Source organism: Streptomyces sp. CNH287 (assembly GCF_000424825.1).
The window spans coordinates 309907-332100 of sequence record NZ_AUKQ01000004.1; the positions used below are offsets into that span (position 1 = coordinate 309907).

The following is a 22194-nucleotide window of genomic DNA, read 5'->3' on the forward strand; positions in this document are numbered from 1 at the left end:
GGTCCACGGTCGTCAGCCCTTTCCGGGGTGCAGCGCGCCGCAGCCGGGGCAGACGCGCGCCGCCTCGTCCGCGTAGAAGCCCTCGAACACCGGCGGCAGGTCGCGGACGATGTCCCGGACCTGGAGCTCGACGCGGTGCACCAGCGCCGAGCAGTGGGGGCAGTACCAGTGGAACTGCTCCAGCGTGCCCTCCTCCCGTACCCGCTCGATGACCAGGCCGATCGAGTCGGGGTCGGGCCGCTGCGGGGAGTGCGGGATGTTGCCGGGCAGCAGCCAGGTCTGGCCCTGTCCGATATGCACGGTCCGCGGCCCGTGCTCGGTCATCAGGTCGACGTGCATGTCGCCCCGGAACTGGTAGAACCACTCCTCGTACGGGTCGAGGTGGTAGTCCGTGCGCTGGTTGGGGCCGCCGACGATCTGGACGATGAAGTCCTGGCCCATGGCCATGGTCCGGTTGTTCACCGGCGGCTTGAGCAGGTGCTCGTGCTCGGTGATCCAGCCCTGGAAATCGATGACCTGCGGGATGCCTGGAATGTCGGTCATGACGTCGCCTCCGTGCTGTGCGCTGCGTCTGATGGGTGAGAGGGGTGGGGCGGGTCAGCGGGGTGGGACGGGTCCGGCGGGGGCGCCGCCGTCGCCGGGCGGGCCCGCGGCAGGTGGGCCACGGCCTGTATCTCGATGAGCAGGTGCGGGTGCGGAAGCTGGTGGACCGCCACGGTCGTCCGCGTCGGGCCCCGCTCGTCGAAGTACTCGGCCCAGACCTCGTTGTACCCGCCGAAGTCGTTCATGGAGACCAGGTACGCGGTGACCTGGACGAGGTCGTCGAGGCCTGCGCCCAGCTCGCCGAGCATCGCGCGGATGTTCTCGATCACCGCGCGGGTCTGCACCCGGATGTCGAGGTCCGTGGTGCCCAGCGCGTCGACCTCGACGCCCGCGAAGGAGTTGTCCGGCCGGCGTGAGCTGGTGCCGGAGACGAAGACCAGGTCGCCGGCCACCTTCACGTGCGGGAAGCGTCCGCGCGGGGTGGCCCGCCCCGCGATGACGCGCGCCCCGCTCACGAACGGCCCCGTACGGAGACCGAGCCCAGCCCGGCGACCTCGCAGCGGGTGACGCCGGGCGCCAGCGGCACCGCCGCCGTCGCCGCGCCGGCGAGCACCACGTGCCCGGCCCGCAGCGGGAGGGCGCGGCGCCGGCACATGGCCAGCAGCGCGTGCAGCGCGCGCACCGGGTCGCCGAGGACGGCGGCGGTCGAGCCGACGGACTCCGTACCGCCGCTGAGCAGCCGCACCGCCCGGTTGCCCACGCCCGCCATGGGGCGCCAGGGCCCGATCGCGTACGCCGCCGCGGAGGTGTTGTCCGCGACGACGTCGGTGTAGGTGAACCGGAAGTCCCGGTAGCGCGAGTCGATGATCTCCAGGGCCGGGGCGACCGCGTCGACGCACGCCTCGATGTCGGTGGTCGGGTCGTCCGGGTCCACGTCGCGGCAGAGCCGGTAGGCGACCTCCGGCTCCACCTTGGGGTGGATGAAGCGGGCGAGGTCGACGTCCTCGCCGTCCGCGATGCGCATCGCGTCCGTGAGCCGCCCCACGATCACCTCGGAGACCCCCATCTGGGCCATCTTGGCCTTGCTGGTGAAGCCCAGCTTGAGGCCGGTGGGCCGTTCGCCGCGCGCCTCGCGGCGGGCCAGCAGCGCCGCCTGGATCGCGTACGCCTGCTCGATCCCGAACTCGTGCGTGTCGGCGAGGCTGAGGGTGTCGGTGCGGGAGGTCTGCGCGGTGTCGAGCCGCTCCGCCAGCGTCTCCAGGGTCTCCTGGGTGATCACTTGGTGCTCCTGTCGGTGGCGGACCCGCGCTGCGCGGCCAGGTCCAGGGCGATGTCGACGAGCATGTCCTCCTGGCCGCCGACCATCTGGCGGCGTCCGGCCTCCAGCAGGATCTCCCGGGTGTCCAGGCCGTAGCGGCGGGCGGCGCGTTCGGCGTGCAGCAGGAAGCTGGAGTAGACACCGGCGTAGCCCAGGGTGAGGGTCTCGCGGTCCACCTGGAGGGGGCGCTCGCGCAGCGGGCGGACGAGGTCGTCGGCCGCGTCCTGGAGTGCGAACAGGTCGCAGCCGTGCTCCCAGCCCAGCAGGTCCGCGACGGCGACGAACGGCTCCGCCGGGCAGTTGCCCGCCCCGGCGCCCTGGCCCGCCAGCGCCACGTCCACGCGGTAGGCGCCGTGCTCGACGGCGGTCACGCTGTTGGCGACGGACAGCGAGAGGTTCTCGTGGGCGTGGATGCCGATCTGGGTGCCCTCCGCCAGCACCTGCCGGTAGGCGTCGACGCGTTCGGCCACGTCCCGCGTCGTCAGCCGGCCGCCGGAGTCGGTGACGTACACGCAGTGCGCGCCGTAGGACTCCATCAGGGCGGCCTGCCGGGCCAGGCCCGCGGGCGAGTTGAGGTGGCTCATCATCAGGAAGCCGGACACGTCCATGCCGTGCTCGCGCGCCCACGCGATGTGCTGCGCGCCGACGTCGGCCTCGGTGCAGTGGGTGGCGACGCGGACGCTGCGCACCCCCAGGTCGTACGCCCGGCGCAGGTGCGCGATGGTGCCGATGCCGGGCAGCAGCAGGGTGGTCAGCTTCGCGCGTTCGAGCACCTCGGCGGCGGCCTCGATCCACTCCTCGTCGGTGTGCGCGCCGAAGCCGTAGGTGGCGCTCGACCCGCCGAGGCCGTCGCCGTGCGCGACCTCGACGGCCGCGACTCCGGCCCGGTCCAGCGCGGTCACGATCCGGCGTACCTGGTCGAGGGTGTACATGTGCCCCATGGCGTGCATGCCGTCCCGCAGGGTCACGTCCTGGACGTAGAGGTTCACGCGGTCACCCATCCTCGGAGAGCTGCGACCTTCTCGGCCGTGCGTAGGGCGGCGGAGGTCATGATGTCGAGATTTCCGGCGTAGTCGGGGAGGTAGTGGCCCGCGCCCAGCACCTCCAGGAACACCGAGACCCGCACTCCGGTGAACCGTCGCCCCAGGGCGGGGACCACGGTGTCCTCGACCGGGTCGAACTGCACGTCCTGCTTGAGCCGGTAGCCGGGCACGTACTCCTGTACGGCGCTCGCCATCTGCCGTACCGAGGCGGTGATCCGGCCTCGCAGGGCCTCGTCCACCACGCCCTCGACCAGGCAGTACACGGTGTCGCGCATGACGACGGCCGGCTCGGCCGGGTTGAGCACGATGACGGCCTTGCCCACCGCGGCGCCGCCCACGGCGCGGATGGCCTCGCCGGTGGTCTCGGTGAACTCGTCGATGTTGGCGCGGGTGCCCGGCCCGGCCGACTTCGAGGCGATGGAGGCGACGATCTCGCCGTACGCGACCGGGGCGACTCGGGAGACCGCGGCCACCATGGGGATGGTGGCCTGGCCGCCGCAGGTGACCATGTTCAGGTCCGGGGCGTCCAGGTGCTCGTCCAGGTTGACCGGGGGCACCACGAACGGGCCCAGCGCCGCCGGGGTCAGGTCGATCATCAGCTTCCCGTGCTGCCGGGCCAGCTCCGCGTGGCGCACATGGGACTTGGCGGAGGTCGCGTCGAAGAGGACGCCGATCTCCGCGAACTCCGGCATCGCCACCAGGCCGTCGATGCCCCCTGCGGTGGTGGCGACCTTGAGCCGCTCGGCGCGGGCGAGGCCGTCGGAGGCCGGGTCGATCCCGGCCATCGCGCCCATGCGCAGGGTTTTCGACAGGCGCAACACCTTGATCATGAGGTCGGTTCCGATGTTGCCGGACCCGAGGACGGCGACCGCGACGGTGCCGTCGGCTGCGGAACTCACCTGGACTCCTCCTGGAGTGCTGACTGCGCGGGTGTTCGGGGTGTCGGGGGCGCCGGTTCGGCAGGCCCCTCGAGAACGGCTTCGACCTCGCCGAGCCCGTCCAGCTCCAGCCGGAACCGTGCCGGTCCGCCGACCGGGACCATCGGGCCCAGCGCTCCGGACATGACCACGTCACCGGCCCGCAGCGGCTGCCCGCGCCCGGCCAGTTCGCGCGCCAGCCAGGCCACCGCGACGACCGGCGAGCCCAGGCAGGCGTGGCCCGCGCCGAAGGAGACCGGTTCGCCGTCCTGGTGCAGTGTCATGCCGACCCGGGCGAGGTCGCGTCCGTCCAGCGTGTGCGGGACGGTGCCCAGCACGACCGCGCCGCTGGAGGCGTTGTCCGCGACGGTGTCGGTGATGGACAGGTCCCAGTCCGCGATCCGCGAGTCCACGATCTCGATGGCCGGGAGCACGAACTCGGTGGCCCGCAGCACGTCCGCGACGGAGGCGCCGGGCAGGTCGAGGTCGCGGCCGAGCACGAAGGCGATCTCGCCCTCCGCGCGCGGCTGGAGGAAGCGGGCCAGCGGCAGCGGCTCGGTGTGGGCGTACACCATGTCGTCGAAGAGCACGCCGAAGTCCGGCTGGTACACGCCGAACTGGCGCTGGACGGCGGGCGCGGTAAGCCCGATCTTGGCACCCACCCGGCGTGCTCCGGCCGCGCTGCGGGCGGCGGCGACGCGGCGCTGCACCTCGTACGCGGCGGCGACGTCGGTCCGGCCCAGCTGCGCCCGTACCGGTGCGCACGGGGTACGGGTGGCCGCGGCGGCCGTCAGCAGCGCGGCGGCGGCCTCGACGGGGGCGGCGGAGGTGGCGGTGTCGGCGGAGGTCTCGTTGTCGGGGAGTCGGTTCACAGCTGCACGCACACATTCGTCGGCTCGGTGTAGAAGTGCAGGGAGGACGCGCCGCCCTCGCGGCCGAGGCCGGAGAGCCCGACGCCGCCGAAGGGGGAGCGCAGGTCGCGCAGGAACCACGTGTTGACCCAGGCCATGCCGACGTCCATCGCCTGCGCCACGCGGTGCCCCCGGCGCAGGTCCTGGGTCCACACCGAGGCCGCGAGGCCGTAGTCGGTGTCGTTGGCCAGCGCGACCGCCTCGGCCTCGGTGTCGAAGGGGATCAGCGCGGCCACCGGGCCGAAGATCTCCTCGCGCACCGCACGGTCGGTGTTGCCCAGCCCGGTCCACAGCGTGGGCTCGATCCACGAACCGCCGTCGAGCCCGGCGCCCAGCTCGGGCACGCCGCCGCCGGTGAGGACCGTGGCTCCCGACCGCTCGGCCAGTTCGAAGTAGCCGAGCACCTTGTCCCGGTGTGCCTGCGAGATCAGCGGGCCGGTGGTGGTCGCCCCGTCCGTGGGGCGCCCCAGCCGCAGGCCGCGGGCACGCTCGGTGAGTCCGGCAGCCACCTCTTCGAAGACGGACCGCTGCACGTAGACCCGCTCGGTGCACAGGCACACCTGGCCGGTGTTGGTGAACACCGACCTGGCCAGCCCGGTGAGGGTCTCGTCCAGGTCTGCGTCCGCGAAGACGACGGCGGCGTTCTTGCCGCCCAGTTCCAGCGAGACGGGCCGGACCCGGGGCGCGACCGTCTTCATCACGTGCGAGCCGGTCGCGGACGACCCGGTGAAGGTCACCCCGTCGATACCGGGATGGGAGGTCACGTACGCGCCGGCCGAGCCGCCGCCGTACCCGTGCACGACGTTGTACACACCGGCCGGGAGGCCGGCCTCGGCCAGCACCTCGGCCAGCAGGGACGCCGTGGTGGGGGTCTCCTCGCTGGGCTTGACGACCACGGCGTTGCCGCAGGCGAGGGCCGGTGCGATCTTCCAGGTGAGCAGCAGCAGCGGCAGGTTCCACGGCACGATGACCGCGACGACGCCGAGCGGCTTGCGCACGGCGTAGTTCAGCGCCTGCCGCCCGCCCGGGAGATCGGTGAGGAAGGACTCCTGGCCCGCGGCGGCGACCAGGTCGGCGAAGGTACGGAAGTTGGCCACGGCCCGTGCCACGTCCAGCTCCCGTGCCTGGGTGACCGGCTTGCCGGTGTCGGCGACCTCGGCGGCGACGAACTCCTCGAAGCGCTCCTCGATCCGGTCCGCCGCACGGCGGAGCAGCGCGGTCCGCTCGCGCACCGGCGTCGCTGCCCAGCCCTCGTGGAGCGCCCGCCGTGCCGCCGTGACCGCGCGGTCCACCAGGGTCTCGTCCGCCTCGTGGACGCGGGCGCGGACCAGGCCGGTGGCCGGGTCCACCTTCTCGAAACTGCGGTTCTCGTCGGGGTCGACGAAGTGCCCGTCAACGAAGTTGCGGACCCACCGCCCAGTGTCTGCCGTCATGCCCCCACTCTGGGAGGCGCCGCCATGCCGGACAAATGAGATTCTTGTGAGGTGGCATATCCGTATTGGTATGGCAGTTTCCAGCCATCGATGAGGGTGCGTGGGGGACTGGCGAGAGGAGAGGGATGGCCTGGATGAGACGGAGGGGTGGAGGCTACGAGCGACGGAGACATACCCAGGCTGATATGCCAACTTCCCGATTTGGCATTTGTGCGTCATGTCTCACGGGATTCAGTATCCACGGACAACGCGTGGTGAACGCCGGCTTCACGAGCGGCCTCGCGCGGAGCGGATGCCCGCTATCACCCCATTGACAGGTCGGACAGGTCACCTCATGAGCGATTCATCCCCAGCAGGAAGCGCGGGCGGACCCAGGACCGCGCCGCGCAAGACGGCCGCCGCCACCCTCGTCGGCGCCACTCTGGAGTGGTATGACTTCTTCCTCTACGGCACGGCTGCCGCACTCATCTTCGACAAGCAGTTCTTCCCCGAACTGAGCCCCGCCGCAGGCACCCTGGCCGCTTTCAGCACCCTCGCGGTCGGCTTCGTCGCCCGCCCGCTGGGCGGTCTGGTCTTCGGCCACTACGGGGACCGCATCGGGCGGAAGGCGACCCTGGTCGTCTCCCTGCTGCTGATGGGCATCGGCTCCACGCTCATCGGCCTCATCCCCAACTACGCCTCGATCGGCTTCTGGGCGCCGGTGCTGCTGGTCGTCCTGCGCATCATCCAGGGCATCGGCCTCGGCGGTGAGGGCGCCGGGGCGACGCTGATGTCCATGGAGCACGCCCCGAAGGGGAAGCGGAACCTGTACGCGGGATTCCCGCAGATGGGGACCCCCGCCGGGCTGGTGCTGGCCAACCTCAGCTTCCTCGCCACCAACTCGCTCATGGGCGACAGCGCGTTCACCTCGTGGGGCTGGCGCATCCCGTTCGTACTGAGCTTCCTGCTGGTCGTGGTCGGCCTGGTCATCCGGCTCCGGGTCACCGAGTCCCCCTCCTTCAACCGCGTGCTCGCCCAGGACAAGGTCGTCAGGTTCCCGCTGGCGGAAGCGCTCAAGGTCGGGTATCCGCGGCTCGGGCTCACGCTGGTCGCCGTGGTCGCCAACTCGGCCATCGCCTACGTGTTCATGGTCTTCACGCTCTCCTACGGCAGCAAGACGCTCGACTACGACAAGAAATTCCTCATCCTGGGCGTCACGGGCGCCGCCGTGCTGTGGTTTGCGACCATCCCGGTGTGGACGAGAGTCGCCGACCGGTACGGCCGGAGGACCATGTTCCTCAGCGGTTCCGCCGCGATCCTGGCGTGGTGTGCCGTGTTCTTCCCGCTGATCGACACGGGCAGCTCGGCCCTCACCCTGCTGGCACTCGGCGGAATGGGCCTGATCATCCCGGTGACGCACTGCGTACAGGGCAGCATCATCGCCGACACCTTCCCCGCACACGTCCGGTACTCGGGCTCCTCGCTCATCCTCCAGAGCGGCGCCATCCTCGGCGGCGGACTCGCCCCGATGATCTCCGCCGCGCTGCTGAACTCCGGGGGTTCCTCGACCGGGGTGACCTGGTACCTGCTGGCGGTCTGCACGCTCAGCCTGGCCGGCGCCACCGCGCTGTTCCGCCTGGTGCCCGACAGCTCCACCGGCCCTGACGCGCCGGATGACGCGGACGGCTCCAAGGGTGCGGACAGCTCCGACGCGCTCCCCGCGCAGGCCTCGTCCGGGGCCTGAGCCGTACGCTCCGGCGGAGGCGGGCGCGCGGTCACGCCTGCCCGGCCCGGCCCGCCCTGGTCCCCCCGCCCGTCGTCCGCAGCGCCTCCGGAGGTCATGCATGAACGTTCCTGCGACGGTCAGGTCCGGGCCGATCCGCTATGCCACCGCGGCCCGCTTCGCCCGGCCCCACCCCCTCGCGCCGCAGGACGCGGGCAGGTCGGGCGGCGAGATCTGCCCCCAGCCGCCGTCCCGGCTCGACGCGGTGATGGGCCCGCCGCTGGACCCCCGCCCCCAGGGCGAGGACTGCCTGAACCTGACCGTCACCGCACCGGCCCGCGAGGCGGGCCTCCGCCCGGTCCTCGTGTGGTTCCACGGCGGCGGGTTCAGCAGCGGCGCCGGGCTCCTGGGCTGGTACGACGGCGGCGCGCTCGCGGCGCAGGGCGACGTGGTGGTGGTCAGCGTCAACTACCGCCTCGGCGCACTCGGCTACCTCTGCCTCGGCGGTGTCAGCGAGGGCAACCTCGGCCTCCGCGACCAGTTGGAGGCGCTCCGCTGGGTACGTGCCCACATCGCCGCGTACGGGGGCGACCCCGCCCGGGTCACGGTGGCCGGGCAGTCCGCGGGCGCGCTGTCCGTACGGATGCTGATGGAGATGCCCGAGGCGCGGGGCCTGTTCGGGCGCGCGATCCTGCAGAGCGCCCCGCTGGCGATCGCCGCGCGCCCGCGCGCCGAATCCCTCGCCCTGGGCCGGATCTTCGCCGAGCGGCTCGCCGCGGAAACCGGCGGCGCCGACCCGTTCACCGCCGGGCTCCCCGCCCTGCTGGCGGCCCAGCGCGCGACCGCGCTGGCCAACCTGCGGCGCTCCGGCAGCACCCTGGAGCCCCCGTTCCTCCCGGTCGAGGGCGCGGACCCGCTCCCCGCTCCCGGCGCCTCCTTCGACGCCAACGTGCGCGGCCTGGACGTGCTGTACGGCTGGAACGCCGACGACATGTCCGCCTTCCCCGGCGAGGGCGACCGCGAAGGCGCCGACACGGCGGAGCTGACCCGGCGCACGTACGAGGAACCGCTGACCCGCTTCGGGGCGCGGCTGGCCCGGGCCGGTGCCCGGACCCACGCCTACCGCCTGGACTGGCGGCCGGCCGGGTCGCCCTTCGGTGCCACCCACTGCGTCGAACTCCCCCTGCTGCTGGGCACCCGCGAGGCATGGCGTGCCGCTCCGATGCTCGGGGACGAGCGCTGGGAGGAGGTGGAGGGGATCGGCCGGGCCGTGCGCGCCGTCTGGCTCGGCTTCATCCGCACCGGCACCCCCGGCGCGGCGCCCGCGCCACTGCACTGCGGACCCGGGCCGGGGGCCGGCGCTCCGCCGACGGCTTCCGAGGAGTGACTCGGCAAAGACCTGCCGTTACTCGGCAACGGCGGGACGGGGCCGCAACCTGCGCCCGTAGCCGGCGCTTGCGTCCCGCGCCTCGGACGGGCAGCACGCGGCGTTCGGCCGATCGGCACCGAGCCGCCGCCCGAAGGCGTGCCCCCTCCGCTCGGCAGAGGGCATCCGACTGGCCGGGCGCGGGAACCAGCTATGCGGTCCGGGCCGGCAGACCGGCCTCGATGACCTCGGCGATGAGAGCGGCGCCGCGGCTGTTCTGGTGGATGTGGTCGGTCGTGAGCACGAGACCTCGCCGCCGCGAGATCGTGTCGAGGCTGCGACGCAGCACCGCGTGCTGGACGAGGACGCCGATGACCGCTGCGGGCGTCGCGTCCCGGTAGGAAATCGGCTGCGGGTCCGCCTGGCGCAGTTCCTCGACCTGGCGTTCGTGGAGCGGAAGGTAGGCCACCTCGTGGGCGGCGGCGACATCGGCGATGATCCGGCTGTACGCTTGCGACGCCTGTGCCGCTGCTCCGTCGAGTTGTTGGCCGAGTACCGGTAGCGACAGCAGACCGATCGTCGCGTCGGTCTCCGCCCGCAGCCTTGCGACGACGGCTTCCAGACACTGTCGGAACCAGTCGGCCGACGGGCGAGCGGGGAGCTTTTTGCGCTTCATGGCCTGATCGAGGGGGTAGCCGGCAAGGCTCGCCCGGGCGTCGTTGGTCCCGATCAGCACGGTGATCACATCGGGTGGGTTCGTGACCACGGCATCCAGGCGCTGCAAGAGGTTGTAGGCGAAGTCGCCGTTGGTGCCGAAACGGGCAAGCCGCACGTCACCGGCAGGGTGGCCTCGTTCGAGAAGATCCAGGTAGTCGGCGCTGAACTGCGCGCGGGTGAGGCTGTCGCCGAGGCACGCGATGCGTATCGTCACGGCGCTTCCTCCCCGCCGGGCGTGCCGGGGTGCTCGGTCGGGCGGGTGCCGGTCCGAGGACGGTGCTCGGTGCCGAGGGTCGCGGTGATGGACAGGAGGGACGTCGGCCCCTCCATGTCGACCACGTGCCATACCCCGGCCGGGTTGATGGTGGCCTCGCCCGGCCCGAGCGAAACGTGCTCGGGCACCCCGTCCACGTCGCGGGTGACCGTCACGGACCCGCTGAGGCAAACGACCAGTTCGTCGCCCGCGGGGTGGCTCTCCCAATGGTCGCCGCGCCCCGCGCCGTCGAAGATCATCACCATCCGGCCTTCGGCGCCGTCTGCCGCGACCGCGGCGCTGTAGGCCTGGAGAACCTCTGGTTCCCAGGCGAAACCCGCGATCGGTTTCGCCCTCGATCCCAGTCCGAGGTGCACAGGGGTGGTCCGCAGGTCCATGGCATTGCGTTCGTGATTGACGAGTCTCATGCCGATGATCGTCCACGTCAGCGAGCGGGCGGTCTTGAAGAAATGGGAAGAGAAGCCGAGGTGAAGGGCGGACGGCTGGCGGCTACCCGGCTCCGAGGAGGACTTCGCCGCGACGCCAGGCCGTCGGCGATCGGCCCGTGAACTCGCGCCAGTCCCGGACGAGATGGGCCTGGTCGGCATAGCCGGAGACGGTTGCCACATCGCTCCACGGGAGCGGGGCCCGCGCCGCCGCCAGTTCGTGCGCGTGCTCGAAGCGCAGGACCCGGGCGAAGGTCTTCGGCGACAGGCCCACCTCACCGCGAAACCGCTCGGTGAGGTGCCGACGGCTCCAGCCGAGTTCCGCGGCGACCGCACCCACCTGGAGACGACCCCGCGCGGCGACGAGGCGGCGCCATGCCTCGGCTACCTCGGGACGCGCCCCACGCACATGGTCGTCGCAGGCGCCACGGCCGACAGCTCGGAGGAGCAGTTCGTCCAGCGCCGTGAACCGCGCCGCCCATGTTGTCGCCGATCGGAGCCGGTCGACCAGCTCGACCGCGAGCGCTCCGAGAAGCTCGTCAAGCGGGACCAGCTGGTGGGCCAGCTCGGCGGACGGCATGCCGTAGAGGACGCGGGCCCCGAGCGGTGTCAGTGATACCTGAACACCTTGCTGGCGTCCGTCGTGGTGAATCGCGACGGACCGGCACATCAGACCGCCGGCCACGCTGCCGAATCGGGTGACCGGTGACCCGTCGTCGACGCCCGCCGCCACCTCCAGAGGATCGGAGAGGCTGATCACCACAGTGAGCGCGCGGCTCGGCGGGCCGCAGTGCACCCCCCTGGGGAGCCCGCGCAGGTCGAAGCCGACATACGAGTCGACGTACTCCCGCAAGCCGGGCGCCGGACGTGCACCGAGAATCCCGGTGGCCGTGGGGTCCTCCATCTCGTCAGTGTACGAGCCGCCCGGCCCAGGAAGATCACAGTCCACGGACGGTTACCGCCGGTCGCGGCTGGTGACATGGTTGCTACGGGCGCCCCGTCACGCAGCGCCGGATGTCCGTCGGTCGCAGCTGCCCGCTCGATAAGGACGTGGCCCAGATCCACGCCCCAAGACAATGCGCCGAAACGCGGATGCTCCGCCCCGTACCGTTCTGGGATCATGCCGGGATGGACCACCTCCTCGAATCGCTGGTCATCCGGCATGCCCGCCGTCTCCCCGTCCCTTCCGGACCCTCCGGCCAAGGCGGCGTGGCAGCGCGGCAGTTCGACGCCGCGCTGATGTCCGCGGGCTTCAAGCTGTCGGCGCCCCTGCTGGAGCGGCTGTCGGGGCTGTCCGAGGAATCGGTCGTCGCCCTCGCCACGCGCGCGCTGGACACCGCCCGCGAAATCGTCGGCGACCACGTGCGGCACAACGCCTACTTCATCGACTTCCCGGCCAACGTGCCGGACACGTACGACTTCTGGACGCGGTGCGTATCCGAGGCGCTCGCCGACGATGCCTCGCGTGAGAGCACCTTCGCCCAGCTGCGCACCGGCGTGGTCGACCTGCTGACCCTGCCCTCCTACGGCGACTACCAGCACTCGTACGCCGAACTGCTCGCCGCCCATGACGAACTGCTCGCCGCCGCCGGTGACCGCCTGACGGTCCTGCACCCGGGCCGCTCCCTGGAGGAGGAAGTCACCGAGCTGTACCTGGCGTTGGCGGCCAGCACCACACCCCTGGGCGAGGAGGACCTGGGTGACCTCTCCACGCTCGCCGGGCACTGCGTCGACGGCCCGCAGCCGCAGGAGATACCCGTCCGGGAGAACCGCGCCGTCGTCAACGAGTCCCGCCTCTACGGCGGAGCGGACCTCCTGCTGGACACCGTCACCGATGTGCTCCGCCTGGCCTGCGCACTCTCGGGCGGCGACGTGACCCTCACGGTGCCGACCCGCATCCAGTCGCTGCCCCGTCCCATGCGTCGCGCGCTGCTCGCCGGTCTGGACTCGGTGATCGCGGCGGCCCCCGCCAAGCTCGCCGACGTCCACGCGCACCGCGAGGCGTTCAAGCGCCTCGGCGAGCGCCTGCACCCGCACGAGTACCCGCGCTGGCCGCACGCCGCCGAGGTCTTCGCCGTCGCCCGGGGGGAGAAGGAGGTTCGGTCCTTCGACAGCCGCCTCGAGGAACTGCTCGCAGACCACGACGTCACCGGAGCCGCGCGACTGCTTACGGCCGCCCCCGGGAAGCTGTTCCGCTCCCTGGACCGGCTGCTGCGCATGTGCCGCACCAAGGAGGAGCGCGACGCCGTCGTCACGGCCGCCGAGCAGGTGGCCCCCCAGGTCTCCGGCCGGGTCCTGCTGTCCGTCCGCGAGCACCTCCACAACCGCACGGGCCGCCCGGCGGCACGGCGCGTCTTCGTCAACAGCCGCGCCCGCGCCTGGGCCACCGCCGACACCCGCGCGCCCGTGCGGGGGCCTGAGCGGCAGCGCCTGATCGCCGCCCTGGACGACGAGTCGCGCCGCCGCCTCCCGGAGCCTGGCCACCTCTTGATCGACCCGGACGTCCTCGACGTCGCACTGCCGCTCAGCGGCAAGGCCACGGCCGCCGGTCTCGGCGTGCTGCCCCGAGGCTCCCTCTCCCCGGTCGACGGTGAACTGCTGCGCTTCTTCGTGCACTGGAAGCAGTCGAGGGAGATCACCGACTACGACCTGTCGGCGCTGATCCTGGACCACTCGTACCAGGTCAGCTCCTGGCTGTCGTACACCAACCTCAAGGCGATCGGGGGCGAGCACTCCGGCGACATCACGTCGGCGCCCAAGGGTGCCTCGGAGTTCATCAACCTCCGGCTGGAGGCCGTACAAGGAGCCTTCATCGTCCCGCAGGTCAACATCTACTCGGGCGAGGGCTTCGAAGAGGTCGAGGAGTCGTTCTTCGGCTTCATGCTGCGCGACACCGAGCAGCAAGGCCGCCCGTTCGAACCGCGCACCGTGCGCATGAAGTCGGAGCTGCGCGGCCCCGGCAGAGTCGCGCTGCCGCTGGCGTTCCTGCGCGGGAGCGACGGCAGGTGGCGCGCCAAGTGGCTCCACCTGTACCTCCAGGGCAACCCGAGCTACAACCGCGTCGAGGAGAACCGGGTGTCGGTGGCCACGCTGCTGCGCGGCATCGTCGAGCGCGACTACCTCACGGTCCGCCACCTCACCGGCCTGATGGCCGGCCGCGCCACGGCCACCACGCTGTGGGACGGCGCGACGGTCCCGGACGGCCCCGTCACGTTCATCGGCCTGGAACGCCCCGGCGGACTGCACCCGGACTCCCGGATCATCACCCCGGAAAACCTGCGCGACCTGATCACCGACTGACTGCTAGGCTCGGCCGCAGCGAGGCCATGGACGGACTTCCTTCTCACTGCTGATGACCTAGTCCCTCCGCTCTCCTCGCTCTCGACTCCCGCCCGGGGTGCCCACCGGCACCCCGGGCGCCGTCATCTCCGTCCCCTGCACCGGTGCCGCCGCAGGGCGAGAACGCGCTGCACGGGACAGCCTTCAACTCACGGAGCCGGGATGGTCTCCACGGCTACGCCGGGGAGTTCATCGAACCTCGCTCTGGCGTCGGTGGTCAGCACCGTCCGGTTCGTGGCGACCGCTGTCGCCGCGATCATCAGATCGTGCGCACCACGTGGCTTGTCCGACCTCCGGGTGTGCGCCAGCAACCGGGCATGCACACGCGCCACCTCCAGCGTGTAGTCGTCCACGGGCACTACGGCGAGCACCGCGTCGACGAAGGCCTGACGGCGGTGGGCAGTGAGCTCGTCGGCCGCGAACTCCACACCCTGCAGCAGTTCGGCCGCCGTGACCGCGGCGATGGAGATGTCGTCATCCCGCGTGCGCAACAGCTTGGCCAGCTCAAACCGACCGCGATCGGCCGCCGCGAGCACCCCGGTGCCCAGGATCACCCTTCCCACGGGTCCTCCAGGGTCAGCAGCTCACGGGTCTCCAGCACATCGGCCGCGAAGTCCTCATCGAGAGCCCCGGCGTGTTCTTCCAGCACGTCGGCAAGCGCGGCGCCGTTCCCGCTGGGCGCCGGGCCGAGGATGGCCAGACGCCTCCCGTTGCGAGTGATTTCGGCGCCGTCCAGGAGACCTCATCAAGCCGGACACTCGACGCGGCCGGCGTCAGCCGATGCGTCGCCGGCGGAGGCGGTAGCGGAGGGTCATGGGCTGCCACCAGGGGCGGAGCGGTGTGCGGGGATGATGTCCCGGTTGGTTCACGACGTTGTCCCGGTTGGGGCCTGGCAGCTCCCGCAGCGCCGGGCGGCGCCTAACGTTCCTGGTCGCAGGGCCGTGCACCGCTGCACCGGTACGGCGTCGGCCCTGCGTACGTTTCCGCTCTGACAACACACGGGGTACGGCGAGATGGCGTTGCATGACAGCACTTCAAGTGGCAGATCTTCCCGGCGGCGCGTACTGCGGCTGGCCGGGGGCGGTCTCACGCTGGCAGTCCTGACGGCCGGGGCGACCGGCTGCCGCGAGGACACGGCGGATGCCGGTAGCTCTGGCGGGTCCGGCCCAGACAAGCCGTCCGACGGCGGCACTCCCGGCAAGGACGGCGCCCGCGAGGACGGACAGGCCCCCGAGCCGCTGTGGACGAAGTCGACCTCGGCGCAGACCTACGGCGACAACGACGAGCTGGTGGCCGTGGCAGGCGTGGTGATCGCGAGCGGCGCTCCGCTCGCCGCCCTCGACGCGGCGAGCGGCAAGGAGCGGTGGTCACTGCCGGACGGCGCGGTCCCCGGTGCGCCGATGCTGATCGGCGACGGCACCCTGTACCTGGCCAGCGGCAAATACGACGGCACCGTCGCCGGTTACGACCCGGTCTCCGGCAAGGAGACCTGGCGCAGCCATCTGGGCAAGGACGTCCGGCAGCCGAAGCCGATCGCGGTGGACGGCGAGCAGGTGTACGTCATCGCGGAGATCCTCGAGGACGACGGCTCGTCCCGGACCAACATGATCGCCGCGCTGAACAGCGCCACGGGCAAGCCCGCGTGGAGCGAGCAGCGCGATCTGGGCACCGTGCAGAACGGGATTCACGCCGCCGTCAAGGGCCGCTCTCTGGTCTACACCGACTTCAAGAAGAACCTGACGGTCCGCGACACCGCCACCGGCAGGCAGGTGTGGACACACAAGACGACGAAGACGAACTACGGCCCCTTCGTCGTCCATCAGAATCTGGTGATCGTCCCGCAAGGTCAGAAGCTTCAGGCGTTCAGCCTGGCCGACGGTGCCGAGAAATGGTCGGTGAAGTCCGAGCACCTCACCACGTTCCGGGAGCCGGCCGTCGTGGAAGGCGTGCTGTACATCGCCGACAGCAGCCGGACGCTGCGGGCGATCGATCCGCGGACCGGCAAGAAGATCTGGCAGTCGAAGTCCCTGGCGGAGGCGGAGGTCCAGGTGCCCCGGCAGTACGTCAAGGCGGGTGGCGTCCTCTACGGGGCCACGGACCTCGACGAGCAGGGCGGAATCGTCGCCATCGACCCGAAGACCGGTGAGCTGCGCTGGACGTTCAACGACAAGTCCGGCGACCATCACGCCTGGCTGGTGGCCACCGACGGCAAGCGGGTCTTCGCCCTGCACGGCAAGAAGCTGCACGCGCTGCCCGCGTAGGTCCCCTCCGGGGCCGGACCCCAGCCGCGGGCAGATCCCTCCCGGCCGCGGTGCGCGCGGCCGGGAGGGATCTCGGGTGCGGAGAGGACCGACTCTCCCTACACCCGGTCCGAGGCGCGGGCGGCGTCCGCTTCGCGCTGCGGTTCCGCCGGGTCCGCGGGCTCCACCGAGTCCACGGTGGAACCGGCCGAACCAACCGCCGGTTCCGCCGCCTGCTCGCTGATGCCGTAGCGCCGGTGGAAGCGGCGCAGCGGCGCGGGCGCCCACCAGCAGGCGCCGCCCAGCAGCCGCATGAAGGCGGGCAGCAGTATGCCGCGGATGAGCGTGGCGTCCAGCAGGATGGCCAGCGGCATGCCCAGGCCCAGCGCCTTCATGTAGCTGAGGCCGGAGGTGATCATCACGACGAAGACCAGGGAGAGGATCACCGCCGCGTACGTGATGACCTTCCCGACCCGCTCCAGACCGATGGCCACCGACATCCGGCTGTCACCGCTGCGGTCGTACTCCTCCTTGATGCGGGAGAGGATGAAGACCGCGTAGTCCATCGACAGGCCGAAGCCCAGCGCGGCGACCATGATCGGCACCGACCAGCTGACCGAACCGGTGTTGATGAAGTCGCCCACGAGCCACCGCAGATGGCCGTCCTGGAAGACGAAGACCAGCGCGCCGAAGGTGGCCGAGAGGCTGAGCGCGCTCAGCAGCATCGCCACCAGTGGCAGGACGACGCTGCCGGTGAGCAGGAAGAGCAGCAGGTACGTCCCCAGGGCCAGGATCGCCAGCGCGAGCGGGAGGCTGCTCCAGAGGGTGTCGAAGGTGTCGACGGAGACGGCCGGCTGTCCGCCGACGAGCACCTCGAACGGCGCCTCCGCGGCACGCAGCCGGTCCACCACCTGGGCGCCCTCCGCGGAGAGACCGTCCACCGCGGGGATGACCGAGAGGTAGCTGCCGTGCGCACCGGCGTACTGGCGGGAGAGCGGGTTCGGCGGTGCCGACTGCTCGCCTCGGGTGTAGCTGCCGGTCAGGGCGTCCACGCGGGCCACACCGGGCAGGTCGGAGAGCCTGCCGGCGTACGCGGCGATGTCCTCGCGCCGGTCGGCGGGCGAGCCGAGGCGGGGCGCGACGACCTGCAGGGCCTGCGCCTCGCGGCCGTCGAACCCGGCCCGCAGGTCCTGGGCGACCTGTGCCGACTGGGCGGACTCGGGCAGTGACTGCTCGTCCGGCAGCCGCATGTTCAGGTCGAGCGCCGGGGCGGCCAGTACGCCCATCAGCGCCAGTACGCCCAGCAGTAGCGGCACCGGCCGCCGCATGACCAGGACGGCCAGCCGGTGCCAGGGCCCGGTGCCGGTGGCAGCGGAGGTGCCGGTCGTGCCCGCGCCCGCGGGGCGGCGGCGCCGCACCAGCCGCAGCTTGTCGATGCGCGGCCCGGCCCACGCGAGCATCGCCGGTACGACGACCAGCGTCGCCGCGGCGGCGGCCAGCGTCGTCGCCGTGCCGCCGACCCCGATGGAGCGGAGCATGCCGAAGGGCATCACGACCAGCGAGAGGAAAGCGATCGCCAGCGTGATCGCGGAGAAGACGACGGTACGGCCGACCGTGCGCATGGTCGCCCGGATCGCCTCCGGGATCGGCACGCCCCGCTCGGTGTGCTCCCGGTAGCGGGTGATGAAGAGCAGGCTGTAGTCGATGGCCAGGCCGAGCCCGAGGAAGGTGCAGGTGTTGACGATGAGGTTGTTGGCGTCGAAGAGGAAGCTCAGCCCGTAGAGCAGCCCGAAGACGGTGAGCATCGTGGCCAGGGCGACCGCCAGCGGTACCGTCGCCGCCACCAGTGAGCCGAAGATGAGCACCAGCACGATCAGCACCAGCGGGAAGACCAGGGTCTCCGCCCGTGCCGCGTCCTTCGCCGCGGTCTCGGTGCTCTCGAAGTTCATCAGCGCGCTGCCGCCGAGGGTGACCTCCAGGCCCTCCACGGTGCCGGTGTACTTCGCGCGCAGCTTCTCCACCCGGTCGTTGACCTGGTCGAAGTCGCCCTTGATCCGGCCGCTGACCAGTGCCTGCCGGCCGTCCTTCGCGCGCAGCGAGGCCGGCTCGTCCAGCGACCAGTAGGACACCACGTTGGCGACCGTCCGCTCCTGGGCCAGCCGCTCGGTCAGCCGCAGCCCGGCCGCGCCCGCCTTCGCGGAGTCCACGCCGCCGGGCGCCTCGACCAGCAGGGTCAGGTTCGGCTTGCCCTGGCCGAACTCCTCCTCCAAGGCGGCCTCGGCTTCGGCCGCCTCCGTGCCGGGACTCTCGTAGCCGCCCATGGTCAGACGGTCGCTCAGCCCCATGGACAGGGTGCCCACGCCGAGGACGATGACCAGCACGGCCAGCAGGGTGCGCCGGGCCCTGGTGATGACCAGGTTCACCAGTCTGTCGAGCATCGTCGTTCCTCTCGTCGCCTTCCGCGCCTTTCGCGTGCCGTCCGCCGCGCCAGGCGGTGACACCTCCAAGAGGTTCCGGGCGGGCGGGAATGTGACATCGGCGGCTGGACGGAGGCGCATGTCACATTCCGGCGGCCCCCTTCCGTCCAGGGGGCAGCACAGCGGACAGCCAGGACGGAGTACAGGGATGACGGACACGGGGCGGGAGACCGGCCAGGAGACGGCGACGGCGGTGTTCACGGACCACCGGGAACTGCTGTTCTCGATCGTGTACGCGCAGTTGGGCACCGTCGCGGACACCGAGGACGTGCTCCAGGAGACCTGGTTCTCCTGGGTCGCGGCCCAGCACCGGGAGATCGCCAGCCCCCGCGCCTACCTGGTGCGGATCGCGGTGAACCAGGCGCTCTCGCGGCAGCGGCAGCTCGGCCGCAGCCGGGAGACCTACGTGGGCCCGTGGCTCCCCGAGCCGGTGCTGGCGGGCCCGGACCTCGCGGACTCCGGCGCCGACGCCTCGGCCGGAGCCGAGCGGGCCGAGACCGTCTCGCTCGCGCTGCTGGTCGTGCTGGAGACCCTCTCGCCGCTGGAGCGGGTGGTCTTCGTGCTGCACGAGGCGTTCGGCTACCCTCACGGCGAGATCGCCGAGCTGATCGGCCGCACCCCCGTCGCCGTACGCCAGCTCGCCCGCCGCGCCCGCGCGCACGTGGCCGCCCGGCGCCCGCGCTACGAGCCCGACCCCAAGGTGCGCCGGGAGGCCACCGAGCGGTTCGTACGCGCCGCGCTCGGCGGCGACCTGCGGGGGCTGGTGGACGCGCTCGCGCCGGACGTCACGCTGTGGTCGGACGGCGGCGGGGTCGTACCGGCGGCGCGCCGGGTGGTGCGGGGGAGGCACAAGGTCGCCCGGCTGCTCGCCGCAGTCGCCGCCAAGCACCCGCAGGGCGTGGAGGTCCGCTACCGGGCGCTCAACGGTGTCCCGGCGGCCCTGCTGTTCGCGGGGACGTCGTCGTACGCGGCGGTGCACCTGGAGCTGTGCCCGCAGGGCGACCAGGTCGCGGGCGTGTACGTCGTGGTCAACCCGGACAAGCTGGGCGGGCTGGCCGCCGCGGCGCCTGGGCGGTGATCGGCGCGGTGCCGGTGCGGGCCGCGCGGTCTCAGGGCTGTCCCTTAGGCTGAGCGCGAAGCGCGGGCGTGCGCCCGCGGGGCGGGCCGACGGGGGCCGGGGGAGCGGGGGCGCGGCGTGATCGAGGACATACTGCCGGGCAGTGCCGTCTCGCGGGAGCTGTTCGGCGATCCGGAGTACACCGAGGGCGTGCTCTTCCCCGAGGAGGAGGAGCCCATCGCCCGCGCCGTCGCCTCGCGCCGCGCGGAGTACGTCACCGCGCGCCTGTGCGCCCGGCGCGCGCTGGCCGGGCTGGGGCTGCCGCCGGTGCCGATCGTCAAGGGGGAGCGCGGAGCGCCGCACTGGCCCGAGGGCGTGGCCGGCAGTATCACCCACTGCGCCGGATACCGCGCGGCGGCGGTGGCCCGTACCGATGCGGTCCTCTCGCTCGGCATCGACGCGGAGCCGGACGGGCCGCTGCCCGAAGGCGTGCTGGGCAGCATCGCGGGCCCGGAGGAACTCGACTGGGTGACGGACGCCGGACCGGTCCCGGCGGGCGGCGGCGGGCCGTACCGGGACCGGCTGCTGTTCAGCGCGAAGGAGGCCGTCTACAAGGCGTGGTTCCCGCTGACCGGCCGCTGGCTCGGCTTCCAGGACGTGGTCGTCACGGCCGACGCGGAGCGCCGTACGTTCACCGCGCGCCTGCTGGTGCCCGGCCCCGCCGTCGGCGGCCGGCCGCTGCGCGCGTTCACCGGGCGCTGGACCTCGGGGCACGGCCTGGTGGCCACCGCCGTCGTCGTGCCCGCCCCGGCGGTGGCCCGGCCGCCGGCGGTCTGAGACCGGCGGCGGCCCGGCGCTCGCCCCGGCCGCTCCGTCGCCGGGGCCCGACCGCACCGCTCAGATGAGGCCCTGGGCGAGCATGGCCTCCGCCACCAGCTCGAAGCCGGCGATGTTGGCGCCGACCACGTAGTTGCCCGGCGCGCCGTAGCGCGCCGCGGTCTCGTGGCAGGAGTCGTGGATGTGCCGCATGATCTCCGCGAGCCGCTCCTCGGTGTGGGCGAAGGACCACGAGTCGCGGGACGCGTTCTGCTGCATCTCCAGCGCGCTGGTCGCCACGCCGCCCGCGTTCGCCGCCTTGCCCGGCGCGAACGCCACCCCCGCCTCTTGGAGGACCCGGACCGCCGCCGGGGTGGTCGGCATGTTCGCGCCCTCGGCGACGGCCTTGACGCCGCCTGCCACCAGGGTTGCGGCGTCCTCCTCGGTCAGCTCGTTCTGCGTCGCGCAGGGCAGGGCCACCTCGCACGGCACTGACCACACCCCGCGTCCGGCGACGAAGCGCGCGTCGCTGCCGCGCCGGGCCGCGTAGTCGGCGACCCGGCCGCGGCCCTCCTCCTTGATCTCCTTCAGGAGCGCCAGGTCGATGCCCTTCTCGTCGACCACGTAGCCGTCGGAGTCGGAGCAGGTGATCACTCGCGCGCCCAGCTGCTGTGCCTTCTCGATCGCGTAGATCGCGACGTTCCCCGAGCCGGAGACGGCCACCCGTCGCCCGTCCAGGTCCTCTCCCCGCACGCGCAGCATCTCCGCGGTGAAGAGCACGCAGCCGTAGCCGGTGGCCTCCGTGCGGGCCTGGGCGCCGCCCCAGCCCACGCCCTTGCCGGTGAGCACACCGGACTCGAACCGGTTGGTGATCCGCTTGTACTGGCCGAAGAGGTAGCCGATCTCACGCCCGCCGACCCCGATGTCCCCGGCGGGCACGTCGGTGTACTCGCCCAGGTGCCGGTGCAGCTCGGTCATGAAGGACTGGCAGAACCGCATGATCTCGGCGTCGCTGCGGTTCTTCGGGTCGAAGTCGCTGCCGCCCTTGCCGCCGCCGATCGGCATGCCGGTGAGGGCGTTCTTGAAGACCTGCTCGAAGCCGAGGAACTTGACTATCCCCAGGTTCACCGAAGGGTGGAAGCGCAGCCCGCCCTTGTACGGGCCCAGCGCGCTGCTGAACTCCACCCGGAAGCCGCGGTTCACGTGCACGCCGCCCTCGTCGTCGGCCCACGGCACCCGGAAGATCAGCTGCCGCTCCGGCTCGCAGACGCGCTCGATGATCCGCGCGTCCACGAGTTCGGGGCGCTTGGCGAGCACCGGGCCGAGCGTCTCCAGGACCTCGCGTACGGCCTGGTGGAACTCCTTCTCACCGAGGTTGCGGCGCAGTACTTCCCCGTACAGCTGTTCGATGAGGCGGTTCTCGGTCTCGTGCGGCGTGTGCGTCTGCGGTGCCGGCGGCATGTGGTCCCTTTCGCGTCGGGGTGCTGCGGTGCGGGCCCGTACCGTGGGCGGATGTCACCGCCCGCCGGCACCGGCAGAGGGATGACCGGACCGCGGGTCCCGGGCGCGGGACCCGCATCGAGCTTAATCGGTGCGGTTCGGACAGGACCGGGCGC

General features: G+C 72.1%; 19 protein-coding genes. 6 read left to right on the forward strand and 13 right to left on the reverse strand.

The window, feature by feature from the left end; genetic code table 11:
- Positions 1 to 12 precede the first annotated feature (12 nt).
- From H299_RS0104325 to H299_RS0104355, 7 genes are read right to left on the reverse strand one after another with little or no spacing between them, the layout of a single operon-like run.
- Positions 13 to 543 carry a 3-hydroxyanthranilate 3,4-dioxygenase gene (locus tag H299_RS0104325; RefSeq protein WP_027747412.1) on the reverse strand — a complete coding sequence of 177 codons (531 nt, stop codon included), beginning with the start codon at positions 541 to 543 and terminating at the stop codon, positions 13 to 15.
- The gene (locus tag H299_RS32105) at positions 540 to 1058 is read right to left on the reverse strand and encodes a RidA family protein (RefSeq protein ID WP_078512455.1); all 519 of its coding nucleotides are present in this window, start codon (positions 1056 to 1058) and stop codon (positions 540 to 542) included. Before H299_RS32105 ends, H299_RS0104325 begins: the two co-directional genes overlap by 4 nt.
- Positions 1055 to 1822: a 4-oxalocrotonate decarboxylase gene (locus H299_RS0104335; protein WP_027747413.1), complete on the reverse strand. Its 768-nt coding sequence runs from the start codon at positions 1820 to 1822 to the stop codon at positions 1055 to 1057. The genes H299_RS32105 and H299_RS0104335 overlap by 4 nt, the downstream gene beginning before the upstream one ends.
- Positions 1819 to 2850 (reverse strand): 4-hydroxy-2-oxovalerate aldolase, encoded by a 1032-nt coding sequence (gene dmpG, locus H299_RS0104340; protein ID WP_027747414.1) that lies wholly within the window; start codon positions 2848 to 2850, stop codon positions 1819 to 1821. Before dmpG ends, H299_RS0104335 begins: the two co-directional genes overlap by 4 nt.
- A complete protein-coding gene (locus tag H299_RS0104345; protein ID WP_027747415.1) occupies positions 2847 to 3803 on the reverse strand; it encodes an acetaldehyde dehydrogenase (acetylating) in 957 nt (318 codons plus the stop codon). The genes dmpG and H299_RS0104345 overlap by 4 nt, the downstream gene beginning before the upstream one ends.
- Entirely contained in the window at positions 3800 to 4693 is an 894-nt protein-coding gene (locus H299_RS32110; protein ID WP_199782389.1) for a fumarylacetoacetate hydrolase family protein, read from the reverse strand. The genes H299_RS0104345 and H299_RS32110 overlap by 4 nt, the downstream gene beginning before the upstream one ends.
- Entirely contained in the window at positions 4690 to 6165 is a 1476-nt protein-coding gene (locus H299_RS0104355; protein WP_027747416.1) for a 2-hydroxymuconic semialdehyde dehydrogenase, read from the reverse strand. The genes H299_RS32110 and H299_RS0104355 overlap by 4 nt, the downstream gene beginning before the upstream one ends.
- A 334-nt stretch (positions 6166 to 6499) precedes the next feature.
- Between H299_RS0104355 and H299_RS32115 the strand changes: the two genes are divergently transcribed.
- Positions 6500 to 7888 carry an MFS transporter gene (locus H299_RS32115; protein ID WP_051262115.1) on the forward strand — a complete coding sequence of 463 codons (1389 nt, stop codon included), beginning with the start codon at positions 6500 to 6502 and terminating at the stop codon, positions 7886 to 7888.
- A 100-nt stretch (positions 7889 to 7988) separates the two neighbouring features.
- A complete protein-coding gene (locus H299_RS32120) occupies positions 7989 to 9254 on the forward strand; it encodes a carboxylesterase family protein (protein ID WP_051262116.1) in 1266 nt (421 codons plus the stop codon).
- 190 nt (positions 9255 to 9444) lie between these two features.
- Here the strand turns inward: H299_RS32120 and H299_RS0104370 are convergent, their stop codons facing one another.
- From H299_RS0104370 to H299_RS0104380, 3 genes are all read right to left on the reverse strand, one after another.
- Positions 9445 to 10164, reverse strand: a complete 720-nt coding sequence (locus H299_RS0104370; RefSeq protein ID WP_027747417.1) for an SGNH/GDSL hydrolase family protein — start codon at positions 10162 to 10164, stop codon at positions 9445 to 9447.
- Complete coding sequence (locus tag H299_RS0104375; protein WP_027747418.1) at positions 10161 to 10631, reverse strand: cupin domain-containing protein; 471 nt, start codon at positions 10629 to 10631, stop codon at positions 10161 to 10163. The genes H299_RS0104370 and H299_RS0104375 overlap by 4 nt, the downstream gene beginning before the upstream one ends.
- A gap of 82 nt (positions 10632 to 10713) precedes the next feature.
- Positions 10714 to 11553: a helix-turn-helix domain-containing protein gene (locus tag H299_RS0104380; protein WP_027747419.1), complete on the reverse strand. Its 840-nt coding sequence runs from the start codon at positions 11551 to 11553 to the stop codon at positions 10714 to 10716.
- Between the two features lie 224 nt (positions 11554 to 11777).
- Here H299_RS0104380 and H299_RS0104385 point away from each other — a divergent pair, with 224 nt between their 5' ends.
- The gene (locus H299_RS0104385; RefSeq protein ID WP_027747420.1) at positions 11778 to 13949 is read left to right on the forward strand and encodes a hypothetical protein; all 2172 of its coding nucleotides are present in this window, start codon (positions 11778 to 11780) and stop codon (positions 13947 to 13949) included.
- 188 nt (positions 13950 to 14137) lie between these two features.
- Here H299_RS0104385 and H299_RS0104390 read toward each other — a convergent pair whose 3' ends face one another.
- A complete protein-coding gene (locus tag H299_RS0104390) occupies positions 14138 to 14542 on the reverse strand; it encodes a PIN domain-containing protein (RefSeq protein ID WP_486587144.1) in 405 nt (134 codons plus the stop codon).
- Positions 14543 to 15001: 459 nt separating this feature from the next.
- Here H299_RS0104390 and H299_RS0104400 point away from each other — a divergent pair, with 459 nt between their 5' ends.
- Positions 15002 to 16249 carry a PQQ-binding-like beta-propeller repeat protein gene (locus H299_RS0104400; RefSeq protein ID WP_027747422.1) on the forward strand — a complete coding sequence of 416 codons (1248 nt, stop codon included), beginning with the start codon at positions 15002 to 15004 and terminating at the stop codon, positions 16247 to 16249.
- A gap of 98 nt (positions 16250 to 16347) precedes the next feature.
- On the opposite strand, the gene H299_RS32125 is transcribed toward H299_RS0104400, so the two are convergent.
- Entirely contained in the window at positions 16348 to 18666 is a 2319-nt protein-coding gene (locus tag H299_RS32125) for an MMPL family transporter (protein WP_051262117.1), read from the reverse strand.
- 187 nt (positions 18667 to 18853) lie between these two features.
- Between H299_RS32125 and sigJ the strand changes: the two genes are divergently transcribed.
- Together sigJ and H299_RS0104415 are read left to right on the forward strand one after the other, a co-directional pair.
- Complete coding sequence (sigJ, locus tag H299_RS0104410; RefSeq protein ID WP_027747423.1) at positions 18854 to 19783, forward strand: RNA polymerase sigma factor SigJ; 930 nt, start codon at positions 18854 to 18856, stop codon at positions 19781 to 19783.
- A 117-nt stretch (positions 19784 to 19900) separates the two neighbouring features.
- Positions 19901 to 20599 carry a 4'-phosphopantetheinyl transferase superfamily protein gene (locus H299_RS0104415; protein ID WP_027747424.1) on the forward strand — a complete coding sequence of 233 codons (699 nt, stop codon included), beginning with the start codon at positions 19901 to 19903 and terminating at the stop codon, positions 20597 to 20599.
- 60 nt (positions 20600 to 20659) lie between these two features.
- Here the strand turns inward: H299_RS0104415 and gdhA are convergent, their stop codons facing one another.
- Positions 20660 to 22039: an NADP-specific glutamate dehydrogenase gene (gdhA, locus tag H299_RS0104420; protein ID WP_027747425.1), complete on the reverse strand. Its 1380-nt coding sequence runs from the start codon at positions 22037 to 22039 to the stop codon at positions 20660 to 20662.
- Between the last annotated feature and the right edge of the window lie 155 nt (positions 22040 to 22194).

What these genes read in the sequence shown, in the direction of transcription:
- H299_RS0104325 (WP_027747412.1), bottom strand. Translation starts at nt 543, where the DNA reads ATGACCGACATTCCAGGCATCCCGCAGGTCATCGATTTCCAGGGCTGG.
- H299_RS0104355 (WP_027747416.1), bottom strand. Translation starts at nt 6,165, where the DNA reads ATGACGGCAGACACTGGGCGGTGGGTCCGCAACTTCGTTGACGGGCAC.
- H299_RS32115 (WP_051262115.1), top strand. Translation starts at nt 6,500, where the DNA reads ATGAGCGATTCATCCCCAGCAGGAAGCGCGGGCGGACCCAGGACCGCG.
- H299_RS32120 (WP_051262116.1), top strand. Translation starts at nt 7,989, where the DNA reads ATGAACGTTCCTGCGACGGTCAGGTCCGGGCCGATCCGCTATGCCACC.
- H299_RS0104375 (WP_027747418.1), bottom strand. Translation starts at nt 10,631, where the DNA reads ATGAGACTCGTCAATCACGAACGCAATGCCATGGACCTGCGGACCACC.
- H299_RS0104380 (WP_027747419.1), bottom strand. Translation starts at nt 11,553, where the DNA reads ATGGAGGACCCCACGGCCACCGGGATTCTCGGTGCACGTCCGGCGCCC.
- H299_RS0104385 (WP_027747420.1), top strand. Translation starts at nt 11,778, where the DNA reads ATGGACCACCTCCTCGAATCGCTGGTCATCCGGCATGCCCGCCGTCTC.
- H299_RS0104400 (WP_027747422.1), top strand. Translation starts at nt 15,002, where the DNA reads ATGGCGTTGCATGACAGCACTTCAAGTGGCAGATCTTCCCGGCGGCGC.
- H299_RS32125 (WP_051262117.1), bottom strand. Translation starts at nt 18,666, where the DNA reads ATGCTCGACAGACTGGTGAACCTGGTCATCACCAGGGCCCGGCGCACC.
- sigJ (WP_027747423.1), top strand. Translation starts at nt 18,854, where the DNA reads ATGACGGACACGGGGCGGGAGACCGGCCAGGAGACGGCGACGGCGGTG.
- gdhA (WP_027747425.1), bottom strand. Translation starts at nt 22,039, where the DNA reads ATGCCGCCGGCACCGCAGACGCACACGCCGCACGAGACCGAGAACCGC.